Below are 13,933 nucleotides of genomic sequence, written 5' to 3' on the forward strand. Positions count from 1 at the left end.
CGCTGGAGATAGTGGAGACCCGCACCGTGGCGGTGTCGCGGTGAGGGCGCGCAGGACGGCGGCGACGATGGTCGTGACGCTGACGATGGTGCTCCTGACCGCGTCCGGGACGGCGGCTCTGGCGGCGTCCGGGGGTGCCGGCTCGGCCAGCGTGGTGGAGCCGGCCGCCGAGGCGCGAGGCGCCCTGGCGCGATCGGCGCCGTCGCCCCGGGCGGTGCCGGCTGCCCGGTCTCCGCCGGGGGCCGGCGCGGTCGTGGGGTGGTGGTGCGTGGTCAAGACAGCGCTGCGGAGACCATCAGCGCGGTGCCGATGTACATCGTGCCCTGGACCCACGCCGCCGGGTGCGGGCGGTTGTCGACGTCCTCCATCACGGTGGCGCCCATCCGGCCCGGGGTGACGATGCCGACGACGGCGAAGACCAGTGTCATCACCAGCACGCCCGCGAGGCCGTAGACCAGCGTGCTGGTGAGCCCCCAGAGGAGGCCCTCCTGGAACTCGCTGGAGCGGATCGCCTGCGAGATCACCAGGCCGACGCCCAGCATCTGGCCGCTGAGGACGATGGAGGCGCCCTTGTTGCGCTCCTTCCAGACCACCTCGACGAGCTTGCGCGGGGTCACCAGGTCGAGCGCGGCGAAGCCGGCCGCCATCACGATGAACCCGACCACCCCGTACGCGATGGTGATGCCCGCCGACTCGAATATCTCCGCCACGGTCGCCTCTCTCGCACACCGCGCCTGCGGTGCCCTGCTGTTGTCCGCCGGGCCCGGTCACTCGCCGGCCCCGGACCCGGTCCGGTGCTGTTCTCGATGCCGTCCGCCGCACGGGTGCCGCGCGGTGGTGTCACCGGAGGGTGTGGGGCGGGCGTGCTGGTGGCGGGCGCTCGGGAAGCGTGGCCGCCACCGGTATTCAACCCTGTTCCGGCCGTTCGCGGCAGCGGTACGGCCACCGAATCCGGTGGCCGTGCCCGTCCGTCGCGCCGTGCCGTCGCCTGTCGGCTACTTGCCGCTGCCGGGGCCGCCGCCGCGGAAGCCGCCCCCGCCGCCCCCGCCTCCGCCGCCGTTCCCGCTGGGGCCGGGCACCGGCCAGACACCGCCGATGTCGGTGTTCCACGCGCGGTGCGCGGTGCGGTAGGAGGAGATCTCGATCCGACTACCGCCGCCAGCCGCGGAGTTCACGCGTACCACGTGGTTGTGGTACCGCAGGTAGACCCGGTTCGGCTTGTTCACCCGGCTGCCGGCCTCGGTGTTCCGGTTGATGTCCGACGCCACCTGGGAGGGCGACATGGTGGACGTGGTCCAGTAACTGCCGCTGCGGGTGTACGTCTCGCTGATGTAGCTCCGCGGCACCTCGTTGTATCCGCCGCCCGAACCGCCGCCGCACGCGGTCAGGAGCACCATCGTCAGCGTCACGACCATCGTCGCCGCCGTCCTGCGCGCCCTCACCGCGACACCGCCACGGTGCGGGTCTCCACTATCTCCAGCGAGCGCGGGTACGTGTGCCACGTCCGCCACTCCACCCGCGGGCCCACCGCCTCCCCGAGGCCGGCCGTGTCCGCCGCGCGCCGCACCGACAGCGCGGTGACCGCGTCGGGCGCACCGGGGAAGACGCCGAAGAGGGCGTCGTCGCGGTCGGCGAGCGTCTCGCGCAGCCGCCGCACGCGGTCGGTGAACTCCGGCGCCGAGCAGCGCCGGGTGTGCGACTCGAACCGGTAGGACCAGCCCTCGACCTCCCGGTCGAGCGTGGCCGGCAGGCCCTCGCCGACACCCTTGCCGAGGCAGGCGACGGTCTCGCGGACCGGCCCGGCGAACACCTGGTGCGAGGCGCCGAGCAGCCGCAGCCGGACGGCGACGCCGTCGACCGGCACCTCGGTGGTGAGCAGCGCGTCCTGGTCCGGCAGGCCCAGCGCGAGCGAGAGGTCCTCCGGCGAGGAGTCCAGGTAGGGCGTCTCCAGGGTCGCCGCCGTCATGCGTCGCTCCCCGGGTAGACGGTGAGCGTGCCGTTGGGGATGCGCTCGCCCAGCGAGGCCTCCCAGCTGCCCGAGCCGTCGTCGGCGAGGTAGCGCTCGAAGGCGAGGCCGCGGTTGCCGGGGCCCTCGAAGTCGGCGTACTCGACGCGGCCGGTGGCGCCGACGCCCGTGGTGCCCTCGGAGGTGTAGGTGGCGACGCCGTGCTCGGTGCGCCGGTAGGTGACGCCGTCGACGGTGAGGCTGCGCGCCGACGGGGAGAGGTCGGGCCCCTCGTACGGCGTCCACATCATGACCTCCAGGTCCGGGTCCTCCTCGACGGAGATCCAACGGCGGCCGGAGCCGTCCTCGTTGAGCGCGTCCAGGAAGTGCTCGTCCCAGGTGAAGCCGCCCTCCTTGAGGCGGATCGAACCGCGGACGAACATCCGCTCGCCGAGGTACTCGACCATGTCGCCGGCGCGCAGTTTCCGCGGGTCGCCGGAGGCGGCGTCGGAGTTGTCGAACGGGTCGCGTGGCAGGGCCGGTCGTGTCTCCTCGGCGGCGCGCTGGCGGCGCAGCAGCAGGACGATCAGCGCCACCACGAGACCGATGACAACAAATGACAGTACATAAGCCATAGTTGGCCCCCCGTGGCTGTGAACGTGACTGTGCTGTCAAGTATCCCACGCAGCCACCCGCCCGCCCGGTTCCCCGGGCGGTCCGCCTTTCGCGGAAAGGGCCGGTGCGAGCGGTCCGCCGGCCGCCCGCGGACAGCCCCCGCCGGCCGGCCGCCCGGCGGCCGTCACCCGCCCTCGTGGCTCCCGCGCGCCAACGCGGCGACGCGGTCGTGCAGTTGCGGCAGCCAGGGCTCGGACTCCGGCTTCATCAGCGCGCTGCGGACCACCGTGACCTGCCGGGCGCCCGCCAGGGGGATCTCCGGGTGGCGGGCGGCGAACGCCGCCGCCGTCACCCGGGTGGTGCTGAGGAACACCGGGTCGGGCTCGCCCTCCCGCATGCCGGCCGCGAGCATCGCCTCGGACGCCGCGCTCACCCGGGGAGCGGTGAGGGGTGCGGTGGCGGGTGCCGTGCGGGGGAAGCAGCAGACGATGTCCAGCTCCGGCGGCTGGTACAGCACGAGGTCCGGGTCGTCGGCGAGCAGCTCCGCCCAGCGCAGCGCGGCGCGGCGCCCCGGGGCCAGCACGGCGCCGAGACCGTCGGGGGTGAGCGGGAACAGCCGCAGCGTCAGCCAGAGCGCGGCGGCCGCCGCGCCGGCGCGCGAGCACTCCAGGCTGATCTCGCCGAGGTGCGGCTGCCGGGAGGTGAAGTACGTGTACGGCGAGTCGTGCCGGAAGAAGCGGGCGGTGGACCGGTCGCGGAACAGCACCGCGCCGCAACCGTACGGCTGGAGGCCGTGCTTGTGGGGATCGATCACCACCGAGTCGCAGTCGCCGAGCGCCGCCCACGGCGCGGGGTCGACCAGCGGACCGGAGGCCGTCCCGCCGCTGCCGTCGCCGCCGCCCGCGCCGCTGCCGTCGCCCGGCGCGACCCGGGGCACGCCGGTCAGCAGGGAGTGGAACCCGCCGTAGGCCGCGTCGACATGCACCCGCGCGCCGTGGGCGCGCGCCAGCGGCAGCAGCAGGTGCAGCGGGTCCACGGCTCCCAGCGCCGTCGTGCCGGTGGTCGCGACGACCGTGCCGACGGCGCCGGTGCGCAGCAGCTCCTCCAGCGCGCCGAGGTCCGTGCGGCCGGCGGCGTCCACAGCGACGGGATGACCGCGCACGCCGAGCAGCCGGCACATCCGCTCGTGGGTGTAGTGGCTCTCGGCGCTGTAGGCGACACCCCGGCCGGGGTGCAGCTCCCGTGCCACGAAGAGCGCCTCCAGGTTGCCGAGCGTCCCGCTGGAGGTGAGGTGGCCGAGGTGGTCGTCGAACCCGACCATGGCGGCGAGTTGCTCCATCACCTCGACCTCCAGCGCGGAGGTGGCCGGGCCGCCGTCCAGGGCGTGGTTGTTCGGGTTGACCAGCATCGCGGCGAGGTGCCCGACGACCGCCGCCGGATGCGGCGGCTTGAGCATCTGCCCGGCGTAGCGGGGGTGGAAGAACGGGTAGCTGCCGGCGAGGCGGCTGCCGAGTTCGTCGAAGGCGGCGGCGAACCGGTCGGGTTCGACCCGCAGTGCGGGGTGGTCGGGATACGGCCCGTGGCTCTCCTCCCAGGTGCGGTGGTTCTCGACGGCTCGGTGCAGCCAGGCGGCGAGGTCCATGGTTCCTCCGGGTGGCGGGCGGCGGGGCGGGTGGACGCGCGGTGGTGGCGTGCGGGTGCGACGGGAGCGGGTCGGCCGTCCTTGGTCCCGCCGCACCGCCGCACAGCTTCACGGTCGGCGCGGCGGTCGGTCAGCTGCCGGGCCGCCGTCCGTCCGCCGCCGTGCGCTGTGGCGCGGCGGCGTGGGCCCGCCGTCCGGTCTCGGCCAGCAGGGCGAGCGTCTCGTCGATGTCGCCGCGCGTGGTCGCCGGGTTGATGACGCACAGCCGCAGCGCCCGGCGGCCGCGTACGTCGGTGGTCAGCACCATGGCGCGGCCGCCCGCGCAGACCTCGGCGCTCACCGCCTCCTGGAGCCGGTCGGCGGCGCCCGCGGAGCCGGGCCCGTCCGCGCGCCCCGGTGCGGGCACGCACCGCAGTGTGAGGATGCCGAGCGAGGCGGGGGTGACCAGCTCCAACCCGGGGATCGCCCGCACGTGGTCCGCCGCGTACTCGGCCAGTTCGGTGCCGGACGCCACCGCGCGGCGGAACGCCTCGGCGCCGAACGTCTGCAGCGAGAGCCAGAGTTTGAGCGCGCGCAGTCCGCGCGACTGCTGCGGGCCGTAGTCGTCGAGGTTGACCTCTTCGCCGTCGGCCCGCGCGGGGCGGAGGTAGCCGGTGTCCAGGCGGTGGCGGTCCATCGCGAAGCTGCGTCGCAGCAGTTCGGGACGGCGCAGCAGCAGGCAGCCGGCCTCGTAGGGCTGGAAGAGCCACTTGTGCGGGTCGACGGTGACGGAGTCGGCGCGCGCCAGGCCGCGGCAGTGTTCGCGGCCCCGCGTGGTGATCGCCGCGGCCGCGCCGTGCGCGCCGTCGGCGTGCAGCCACAGGCCGAACTCGTCACAGATGTCGGCCAGTTCCGGGAGCGGGTCGATCGCGCCGGTGGAGGTGGTCCCGACGGTGGCGACCACGGCGAACGGCCGCAGCCCGGCGGCCAGGTCGGCACGGAGCCGCGCCCGCAACCGGTCCGCCGGGAGCCGCAGTTCGGCGTCGGGCTCCAGGACGACCAGCTGCGTGCGCCGCAGTCCGACGAGGTGGGCGGCGCGGGCGACGGAGGGGTGGGCCTGGCTGGAGCAGTACAACCGCGCCCCGGGTGGCACGCCCTCGCCGTCGAGCCGGTCGTCGCGTGCCACGGCGAGCGCCGTGAGGTTGGCGGCCGACCCGCCACTGAGGAAGAGCCCGCTGTGCCCGGCGGGCAGTCCCAGCAGCTCGCACAGCCAGCGCACGGTGGTGAGTTCCAGCTGCGTCGGCCCCGCGCCGACCAGCCAGGCGCCGGGCACGCTGTGGAACGCCGCCGCGAGGGCGTCCGCCAGCACCGCCGGGTAGGTGCCGGTGGTGGGGACGAACGCGAAGCAGCGGGGGTGGTCGAACCGGATGCCGTGGGACAGCGCGTCGCGCACGACGCGGTCGACGGCCTCGGCCAGCGAACCGGGCGCCTCCGGCAGCGGCTCGTCGAGCAGCGGCCGGAGCCGGGCCGGGGTGGCGGTGGCGTGGGGCGGCCCGGCCGCCACGGTGGTGAGCCGGGAGACGACCGTCTCGATCAGCCGGTGGCCCGCTTCCCGCATCTCGCGCTCGCTGAGCGCCAACTCACCGCGCCGGAAGGGCGGATCGGCCCCCGGATCGTCCGCCGTTCCGCCGCCCCGCGTGCCGTCGCCGGTCTCGGACGCCCCGGGAGCGTCGACGGCGGTCACGGCTCCTCGCGCAGCGCGGCACGGGCGGCGATCGTCCACCGCAGCGCGGCGGGCGACAGCCGGGGGCGCGGTTCGAGGGCGGCGCTCCAGCCGTTGAACTGCGCCAGCAGCACCTCGTCCCCGGCGGCCACCGGCCCCGGGGCGGCGTGCGGCCACCACAGCGCCTCGTCGGGGGCGGCCCCGGTGAGCGGGCCGTGGTCGGCGGCGCAGAGCCACTCGGCGGCGGAGTCGGCCGGGGCGAGTCGGTACCGGCCCGGCTCCGGCAGGGCGGCGAGGGTGGCGGCCCGGTCGGCGTGGACCACCACCTGGCTCAGCCGGGGCGGCGGGGTGGTCACCTCGCGGACCGGCGGCAGCTCGGGCAGCAGGTGCGCCAGGACGTGCAGGCCCAGGGACGGCAGCAGGCCGGCATGGCGTTCCGCCGCCTGGACGAGGGCGAGCACGGTCTGGAACCGGGGGTTGATCTCCACGGCGACGACGCGACCACCGCTGCTGTCTCCTGCCCCACCGTCCCCGGCCTCGCCCGGGACCGCGCCGCCCGGGACCGCGCCGCTGCCGTCCGTCACGGCGTCCGGCGCGACGTCCGCCCCGTCGTCCGGTGCGAGCAGGTCCAGACCGAAGACACCCCGGTAGCCGCGCGCCCGGAGCACCTCCCCGACGGCGTGCGCCGCATCACGCGCCGCCGCGTAGCGCCCGGCGCCGATGTCCGCCGGGCCGACGAGCTGGTTGCCGCAGTGCGTGCCCCAGCCGGCGCCCAACTGCGGCAGCCCCACCAGCTGGTGGGAGACGGCGGTGACGACGGTGCGGTCCGCGCCCACGCACCCGCCGGCGGTGAGGGACAGGCCGGGAAGGTACCGGCTGAGCCGCAGCGAGCGGTCCGGGAGGCGCCGCAGTGCGTCCGCCAGCTCGGCCGGGGAGGACAGCGGGAAGGTGCCCCGGCCGAGGAGGTTGTTCTCCCGCCGCTGGAGGACGGCCCGTTCCCAGTGGGCCGGCCAGTACGCCGCGGCGGGGGAGCGGTCACGGGCGGGGACGACGGTGTGCTCGGGGACGGCCACGCCGGCCTCGCGGAACAGGTCGAGTGCGGCGACCTTGTCCGCGGCGAGCGCGGTCACGGCGGCGGACGGCGCCAGCAGGCGAACGCGGTGGCGCGCTGCCCACGCCACGGCGTGGCCGCCGTGCTCGGGCGCGAACGCCACGGCGTAGCGCCGGGGGAGCGGCTCGGCGCCGCCGCCGGGAGCCGGGCCGCCGGCCGGCGGCTCCGCCGTGTCGCCCAGCAGCGGGGAGACGCAGGCCGCGCGCAGCCACTCGGGGCGCGCGCCGAAGGAGGCGAGCAGGAACTCCGACCGGTCCAGCCAGGTAGCGCGCGCCACGCGGGGCTCCAGCAGTCGCAGCCCCTCGTCGGCGTCCACTCCGGCCAGCGTGGTCACCGGCACGTCGTCGTCCGCCCGGCACTCGGCGGCGGTGCGCGTCCCCGGCCACCGCCGGCCGTCCGCAGCCCTGTGGTCCACCACGTCGACCCCCACCACCCGTCGCTCCCTCCGGGCGGACCGTGCGGCCCGCCGGAAGGGAGCGAAGCAGTCGCGCGGCCGGCGTTCCATGCCGTACCGCGCGACGGTGCCGCAAACTGCCGGATCGGGTGGTTCGGCCCGGTGCGTCTGTTCGGGTGACGGGCGGCCGTTCCCCCGGGGGCGCCGGTTCGGCCGTTCCCCGGCGGCGGCCGGCCGATGGTGTGCCGCACGGCCGGGGCGCCGCCCGTGGGGAGCCGCTGCCCGGCGCCCCACGGGCAGCGGGTCAGAACAGCGGGCCGGTGAGGGTGAGCCCGAGGTCGTCACCGGTCTTCACGAAGAAGGCGAACAACGCGAGGGCCGCCCCCGCGAGGGCAAGGTCCTTGTTGAACTGGATCATCTCCTGCTGCCGGGCGCCGGAGTCGCCCTCCTGCCAGAAGGCGTGCATCAGGACCGCCGTCGGCAGCAGCACCAGGAACAGCAGCAGTGCCCCGACGTCGGGCCAGATGCCGAGGAGCACCATCAGCGCGCCGATCAGCATCAGCACGCCGCTGGCCCGGGTGGCCAGCGCGGGTGACGGCACGCCCTTGGCCCCGGCGTACTGGGCCATCGCCGCGGTCTGCGTGAGGTGTCCGACGGCGGAGCTGAGGAAGAGGACGACGAAGAAGATGCGTCCGATGAGGATCAGGACGTCCATGCTGCACTCCTGTCACGTGCGGTGACGGCTGGCCCCCTCCGGTTCACGGTAGGCGCGCGCCGCGCCCCGCGCAGGGCGGACGCCCGCCGGCACCCCCGGGGGCCCGGCCCGACCACCGCTCCCCGTGCCCACCGGCGGAGCGAGCCGGCCTTGCTCACCGCCGTGCCCGTCGGGCGGCGTCCCGCGACGGCCGGGCGGGGCGATTCGGCGGAAAGTGGCGGACCGCGGCGCGTGGTACCCGCGCCGCGCCGCCCCTGCACGAACGGGGCGTGGGCGGGGCGCGCGCGGTTGCTGGGGCGCCGGTGGTGCGGGAGGCGCCACAGGCCCGCCGACATGCCCGGAGCTGCCCCGCCGTGTCCCGGGCGCTCCCGTCTCGTCCCACCCCGTCCCGTTACCGGCCGGCCGCCGCCCCGCCGATGTCCGAGGTGAGCCGCCGGGACGGGTTGCGCCCGGTGTCACAGTCGTCCGACCATTTCCCGGGGCGAGGGTCCCGGGGCCGCTGCGAAGGGTTACCCTGGCCTGGCCTGACAGACGGCGGGGAGAGATCGGCAGGTCTCAGCGAGTGGCGTGAGCGGCAGGGGAAACGATGGACGCGCTGGTGCTGGATGGCCGGTACCGGATCGGGGAGCGACTCGGCGAAGGCGGCATGGGCGCCGTCTGGGAGGCCGTCGACCTGCGACTGGAGCGACACGTCGCGGTCAAGGTGATGAGCGGCGTCTCCGTGCGCCGCGACCCCCGGGCCAAGGAGCGCTTCGACCGTGAGGCGAAGCTGCTCGCCGGACTCGCCAGCCCCTATGTGGTGACCGTCCACGACGCCGGTGAGGCGACCGTGGAGGACAGCAAGCTCCTCTACCTCGTCATGGAGCGCCTGCACGGCCGCTCCCTGGCCGATGTCATCGAGCACGCCCTCCCCTCGCTCGACGAGGTGGCCCGCTGGGCCGAGCAGATCTGCCGCGCGCTCTCCGTCGCCCACGACGCGGACGTCGTCCACCGCGACCTCAAGCCCGCCAACGTCATGGTCTGCGCGGACGGCCTCGTCCGCGTCCTTGACTTCGGCATCGCCGCCGTCCTCAGCGAGTCCGCCGACCACGCGCGGCTCACCAGCACCGGCGTCGTCGTCGGCACCCCCGCCTACATGGCGCCCGAGCAGATCGAGAGCGGCTCCTACGACGCCCGCAGCGACCTCTACTCGCTCGGCTGCATGCTCTACGAACTCGTCGTCGGACGGCCGCCGTTCAACAGCAGCGCGCTCTACGCGCTGATGCGCGACCACGTGACCGCCACCCCCGAACTCCCCAGCGCGCTGCGCCCGGGGGTGCCGGAGGAGTGGGACGCCCTCATTCTGCAGCTGCTCGCCAAGAGCGCCGAGGACCGGCCGGTCGACGCGGCCGAGGTGGCCCGGACGCTGCGTCAGCTGCCGCGCCCGGCGGTCGAGGACACCCCGGACTTCGTCCCCGCCGCCCTGGACGACGAGGCACCCCCCGGCTACGTGCCCACCCGCGTGGACCCCCGGATGGCGATGGTCGCGCCGACCGTCCCCGAGGTCCCGCCGCCGCCCTTCGAGCCGCCGATGCCCGCCGAGCCGCCGATGCCGCCGGGCCCGCCGTGGCTCTCGCCCGGTCAGCGCTGCGGCCCGTACCCGGACACCGAGCGGCTGATGGTGGCGCTCGGCTGGAGCCTCGCCCCCGAGACGGACGAGGCGCCCGAAGTCGACGGCAGCGCGTTCGCCGTCGACGCCGACGGTCAGGTCCTGAGCGACCAGCACTTCGTCTTCTACAACAACGTCGCGCTCCCCAGCGACCACGACGAGCAGGGCGACTCCATCCGGCTGGAGAACCCGTCCGTCGAGGAGGGCGAGGACGGCGAGGACGGTCCCGCCGACGCCACGCCGCTGCACGGCGACGGCGACGGCGAGCAGCGGTTCCTCGTGGAGCCGGGCCGGCTCGACGCGGACACCGACCGCATCGTCTTCGCGCTGTCGCTGCACGAGGCGGAGGAGCGCGGACTGAACATGTCGTCGCTGGCCGACATGACCGTCCGGGTCCTCGACGCCGACTCCGGCGCGGAGCTGTGCGGTTTCCGGCTGGAGAACGACGCGGTGGGCGACGGCTACGGGCTGTCGCTCGGCGAGCTGTACCGCACGCCGCAGGGCTGGGGCTTCCACGCCGACTGCGCCGCGCACCCCTCCGGGCTGGTGCAGATCGCCCAGGTCTACGGCGTCAACGTCTGACCGGCCCGCTCGCCCCGCCCGGCCCCGCAGCCGGCCGCCGGCGGCCCGGTGCGTCCGGCTGCCCCCCGTGCCTCAGTGGCCGTAGCCGCGGCGCCGCTGCCCGGCGGCCCGGTGCTCGTCCCGCGGGCGGTCCGTCGGCCCGGCGCCCGGTGCGGGCGGCCGCGGCCCGCCGCCGTCCTGGGGCGGCATCGGCTCCGACGCGGTGCCGGTGGCCCGTTCGCCCCGTGCCCGCGCCTGCCGCAGCCGCCGCGTGACCACGACCAGGTCGATCGCGGCCAGCAGCGTCAGCACCGCGCCGCCGGCGACCAGCATCCCCAGCTCGCCGCGGTCCGGGCTGTCGCCCGGCCCCGTCATCCCCCACCAGACGGCGAAGCCCACGGTGAGGACGAGGAAGAGCGGCGCGAACACCCACGAGAGCACCAGTCGCAGCGTGAGGTCGCTGCGCGCGGTGATCGGCTCCGTCCCGGTGCGCGGGTTGCGGAAGCTGTAGGGGTGGTGGTCGGGGTCCGACCGGTGGGTGCGCGGTGCGTCGCCGTGCGCCGCGTCGTCGCCCGGCGCGAGGTGGTGCGGGCCGCGGTCGTCCGGTGTGCGGTGATCGTCCTGCATGTCGGCCTCCTCCCTTCGAGGGTAGTCCCCGGGTACCCGGTGGAGCCGAGATGAACAGCTCGTGCGGGAACTGCCCGACACGCCGGGGCGTCTGGTAGAAACGGGGACGGTCCGGAACACGCTTCTTTCGGGGGACGGCTGTGGCGAAAGGGATCTCCGTGCGCATCATGGCGCGCGCGTGCGGCATTGCGGCGGTCACCTCGGGGGCGGTCCTTGTCGGCACCCTCCCCGCGGTCGCGGCCCCCGGCACGCCGGAGCGCACCCTCGGACAGGGGGTGGCCACGGCGCTGCCGGCGCAGGACGGCATCTCGGGCTCCGACGACGACAACGGCGACGGGCACGACGACGGGAACGGCGACGACGGCCACGACGAGGACGGCCACGTCCACGCCCCGCCGGAGCTGGTCTCCCCGGAACTCGCCGCCTTCGACGAGGAGCTCGCCGAGGCCGCCGAGGAGATCGAGGAACTGCGCGAGGAGGCGGGCCGCGCCAGCGCCCGGCACGAGCGGCTGCGGCGCAAGTCGGCGCAGGAGCAGGCCGATCTGGTGGTCCTCGGCGAGGAGCTGAAGAGCGAGCAGAAGCGGCTCGACGCGCTGCGCACCATGGTCGGCCAGCAGGCCGGTTCCCGCTACCGCGCGGGCGGCGGCGCCGCGTTGGCGCATCTGATGTTCTCCGAGACGCCCGAGGCGTTCTTCATCAGCAGCTCCCTCATCGGCCGCGGCGAGATGACGGTGGCCACGCTGCTGGAGCGCACGCAGGAGAGCGAGCAGCGGCTGAAGGACTCGGAGGAGGAGATGCGCGACCTCCGCGCCGACACCGCCAAGACCACCGAGGAGCAGGAGAAGATCCGCGAGGCGGTCGAGGAGAAGCTCGAACTCGCCGAGGAGCGGCTGGCAGAGCTGGAGGAGGCCAAGGCGGCGGCGGTCGAGCGCATCCGCGCCGAGCGGGCTGCGGAACGCCGCGAGGCGGCGGGCGGGGTCGACGAGGACGAGGTGCTGCGCGACGCCACCGACCCGGGGGACTGCGCCGTCTCCGTCCGCGACGACGAGCGGCTCGCGGAGGACGCGGTCGAGGAGGACTGGACGGCGCCGGTCCACGAGGACTACACGCTGACGGCCACTTACGGCCAGAACGGCAACCGTTGGGCCTCGACCCACTCGGGCCAGGACTTCGCCATCCCGACGGGGACCCCGGTGCTGACGATCGGTTCGGGGCGGATCGCGGCCACCAGCTGCAACGACGCCTACGGCCACGCCGTGGTGGTGGAGCACGAGAACGGCTACTACAGCCAGTACGCGCACCTGTCGGTGATCGAGGTGGAGGCCGGTCAGGAGATCGGCGTCGGGCAGCGGCTCGGGCTGTCGGGCAACACCGGCAACTCCTCCGGCCCGCACCTGCACTTCGAAATCCGGTTGACGCCGTGGATCGGGTCGGCGATCAACCCGGTGCCGTGGCTGCGGGACCACGGCGTGGAGCTCTGACGCGGCAGCGCAGCGGTACGGCAGCGCTGCGGGTCCGGTGACGCTGCGGGGGCGGTGACGGTGACGGGTCCCGTGACGGTGACGGGGGCGGCCCGGGCGTCCGGCTGATGCCGTCGCCCGGGCGCCGTCCCGTCGCGGTGCGGTGGCGCGGGGGCCGGGTGTCAGGCCACCGGCTCGGCTTCCTCGGCCGGCTGGCTCATCGTGACCGGGCGGACCTTGCCCTCGATCATCGCGCCGAGCCCGCGGACCGCGCACAGTCCCGGCTCGTCGGCGATCGCGACGGGCATGCCGGTGTTCTCGCGGAGGGTGTCCGCCAGGCCGGGGAGTTCCGCGGCGCCGCCGGTGAGGGTGATCCCCCGGTCGGCGAGGTCGGCGACCAGGTCCGGGGGGCAGCGGTGCAGCACGGACCGGATGCCGTCTAGCAGCGAGGTCAGCGGGGTGCGGACCGCGTTGCGGAGGCTGCCCTGGTCGATGTGGACGGTGCGGCCGAGGCCGGTGGCGACGTCCCGGCCGTGGACCTGCGCGTTGCCGTACTCGCTCCCGGCGAGCGCGAGGTGCAGCGGGCGGACCGCCTGGCTGGGGAGCAGCAGTTCGTGCTGGTTGCGCAGGTACTGGACCAGTGCGCGGTCCACCGTCTCGCCGCCCATGGGCACCTTGTCGGCGGCGACGATCGAGCCGAGCGAGAGCACCGCGACCTGGGTGGTGGTGGCGCCGCACTGCACGATCATCGCGGCTTCGGGCTGCTCCACGGGGAGGCCGGCGCCGATGCCGGAGGCGATCAGGCTGTTGACGAGCTCGACGCGGCGGGCGCCGAGGCCGAGCAGCGTTTCGTAGGCGGCGCGGCGGGCCAGGGGGTCGGCGTCGTGCTGTACGCAGATGCCGATGCGCAGCAGCGGACGGCGGCGCAGCGCGCGGCGCAGCTTGGTGCCGACCATGGCGCGCAGCATCCGCTGGGCCATGTCGATGTCGACGACGGTGCCGTTGTTGATGGGGCGGACGACCCGGATGTTGTGGGGGGTGCGGCCGTCCATCCGCTCGGCGGGTGCGCCGACGGCGATGAGGGCGCCGGTCCGGGTGTTGACGGCCACCACGGACGGCTCGTCGACGATCAGGCCGGTCTGCTTGAGGTAGACGCGGGTGCGGGAGGCGCCGAGATCGACGGCCACGGCACAGCGGCGGATCTGGTCCAGGCTCATGGTCATATCGTCACCATGCGGCCACGCTGCGTGGTGTGCATCCCGGGGTGGTCCACCCGGGGGACGGGGTCGCTCGGACGGCGCAGCGGGGGCCGCCGAGGGCGGCGGCGTCGGCAGGGGTGGCGCCCGGCGTCGGGGCGATGCCGGCGCGGGTGACGTGGCGCAGGGAGACCGCCCTGAGCTGCGGTTTCTCGCCGGGCGGGGTGCCGGTGCGGCGGATACCGGCCGGCCGGTCGTGCTGCCGGCGGGCCCGGGAGGGCGGCGCCGTCGGCGCAAGCCGGGCGGCGGCCCCGGCG

General features: G+C 75.3%; 12 protein-coding genes and 1 pseudogene. 2 read left to right on the forward strand and 11 right to left on the reverse strand.

The genetic code is table 11. The annotated features are described in order from the left end of the window. Positions 1–272: 272 nt before the first annotated feature. The 8 genes from HCN56_RS27280 to HCN56_RS17330 all read right to left on the reverse strand — a co-directional run bounded on the left by HCN56_RS27280 (position 273) and on the right by HCN56_RS17330 (position 8,124). Complete coding sequence (locus tag HCN56_RS27280) at positions 273–710, reverse strand: DUF350 domain-containing protein (protein ID WP_167972163.1); 438 nt, start codon at positions 708–710, stop codon at positions 273–275. Positions 711–995: 285 nt separating this feature from the next. Further along, complete coding sequence (locus HCN56_RS17300) at positions 996–1,415, reverse strand: DUF4247 domain-containing protein (RefSeq protein WP_167972165.1); 420 nt, start codon at positions 1,413–1,415, stop codon at positions 996–998. A 23-nt stretch (positions 1,416–1,438) separates the two neighbouring features. Beyond that, on the reverse strand, positions 1,439–1,966 hold the full coding sequence (locus tag HCN56_RS17305) for a DUF2617 family protein (RefSeq protein WP_167972167.1): 528 nt from the start codon (positions 1,964–1,966) through the stop codon (positions 1,439–1,441). Further along, complete coding sequence (locus HCN56_RS17310) at positions 1,963–2,580, reverse strand: DUF4178 domain-containing protein (protein ID WP_167972169.1); 618 nt, start codon at positions 2,578–2,580, stop codon at positions 1,963–1,965. Before HCN56_RS17310 ends, HCN56_RS17305 begins: the two co-directional genes overlap by 4 nt. 164 nt (positions 2,581–2,744) lie before the next feature. Then, positions 2,745–4,202: a pyridoxal phosphate-dependent decarboxylase family protein gene (locus tag HCN56_RS17315; protein ID WP_167972171.1), complete on the reverse strand. Its 1,458-nt coding sequence runs from the start codon at positions 4,200–4,202 to the stop codon at positions 2,745–2,747. Between the two features lie 130 nt (positions 4,203–4,332). After that, positions 4,333–5,925 carry a pyridoxal phosphate-dependent decarboxylase family protein gene (locus HCN56_RS17320; protein WP_312871277.1) on the reverse strand — a complete coding sequence of 531 codons (1,593 nt, stop codon included), beginning with the start codon at positions 5,923–5,925 and terminating at the stop codon, positions 4,333–4,335. Further along, positions 5,922–7,448, reverse strand: a complete 1,527-nt coding sequence (locus HCN56_RS17325; protein ID WP_167972173.1) for a hypothetical protein — start codon at positions 7,446–7,448, stop codon at positions 5,922–5,924. Before HCN56_RS17325 ends, HCN56_RS17320 begins: the two co-directional genes overlap by 4 nt. Before the next feature lie 265 nt (positions 7,449–7,713). After that, positions 7,714–8,124, reverse strand: coding sequence for a DoxX family protein (locus HCN56_RS17330; protein ID WP_167972175.1), 411 nt, complete (start codon positions 8,122–8,124; stop codon positions 7,714–7,716). A 586-nt stretch (positions 8,125–8,710) separates the two neighbouring features. Between HCN56_RS17330 and HCN56_RS17335 the strand changes: the two genes are divergently transcribed. Further along, positions 8,711–10,354: a protein kinase domain-containing protein gene (locus HCN56_RS17335; RefSeq protein WP_167972177.1), complete on the forward strand. Its 1,644-nt coding sequence runs from the start codon at positions 8,711–8,713 to the stop codon at positions 10,352–10,354. A 72-nt stretch (positions 10,355–10,426) separates the two neighbouring features. Here the strand turns inward: HCN56_RS17335 and HCN56_RS26525 are convergent, their stop codons facing one another. After that, the gene (locus tag HCN56_RS26525) at positions 10,427–10,960 is read right to left on the reverse strand and encodes a DUF6343 family protein (protein ID WP_245246673.1); all 534 of its coding nucleotides are present in this window, start codon (positions 10,958–10,960) and stop codon (positions 10,427–10,429) included. A 167-nt stretch (positions 10,961–11,127) separates the two neighbouring features. Between HCN56_RS26525 and HCN56_RS27030 the strand changes: the two genes are divergently transcribed. Then, positions 11,128–12,441: a M23 family metallopeptidase gene (locus HCN56_RS27030; protein WP_280923294.1), complete on the forward strand. Its 1,314-nt coding sequence runs from the start codon at positions 11,128–11,130 to the stop codon at positions 12,439–12,441. 161 nt (positions 12,442–12,602) lie between these two features. On the opposite strand, the gene HCN56_RS17350 is transcribed toward HCN56_RS27030, so the two are convergent. Further along, positions 12,603–13,643, reverse strand: coding sequence for a rod shape-determining protein (locus HCN56_RS17350; protein WP_167972181.1), 1,041 nt, complete (start codon positions 13,641–13,643; stop codon positions 12,603–12,605). 4 nt (positions 13,644–13,647) lie between these two features. Beyond that, positions 13,648–13,933 (reverse strand): annotated as a pseudogene (locus HCN56_RS25845) (hypothetical protein); the annotation flags it as partial.

It is taken from the genome of Streptomyces lonarensis (assembly GCF_012033735.1).
GTDB lineage: Bacteria > Actinomycetota > Actinomycetes > Streptomycetales > Streptomycetaceae > Streptomyces > Streptomyces lonarensis.

Bases quoted from the DNA above. Each gene is read 5' to 3' on its own strand.
- HCN56_RS17300 (WP_167972165.1), bottom strand. From the start codon at position 1,415: ATGGTCGTGACGCTGACGATGGTGCTCCTGACCGCGTGCGGCGGCGGT.
- HCN56_RS17305 (WP_167972167.1), bottom strand. From the start codon at position 1,966: ATGACGGCGGCGACCCTGGAGACGCCCTACCTGGACTCCTCGCCGGAG.
- HCN56_RS17310 (WP_167972169.1), bottom strand. From the start codon at position 2,580: ATGGCTTATGTACTGTCATTTGTTGTCATCGGTCTCGTGGTGGCGCTG.
- HCN56_RS17315 (WP_167972171.1), bottom strand. From the start codon at position 4,202: ATGGACCTCGCCGCCTGGCTGCACCGAGCCGTCGAGAACCACCGCACC.
- HCN56_RS17330 (WP_167972175.1), bottom strand. From the start codon at position 8,124: ATGGACGTCCTGATCCTCATCGGACGCATCTTCTTCGTCGTCCTCTTC.
- HCN56_RS17335 (WP_167972177.1), top strand. From the start codon at position 8,711: ATGGACGCGCTGGTGCTGGATGGCCGGTACCGGATCGGGGAGCGACTC.
- HCN56_RS26525 (WP_245246673.1), bottom strand. From the start codon at position 10,960: ATGCAGGACGATCACCGCACACCGGACGACCGCGGCCCGCACCACCTC.
- HCN56_RS27030 (WP_280923294.1), top strand. From the start codon at position 11,128: ATGGCGCGCGCGTGCGGCATTGCGGCGGTCACCTCGGGGGCGGTCCTT.
- HCN56_RS17350 (WP_167972181.1), bottom strand. From the start codon at position 13,643: ATGACCATGAGCCTGGACCAGATCCGCCGCTGTGCCGTGGCCGTCGAT.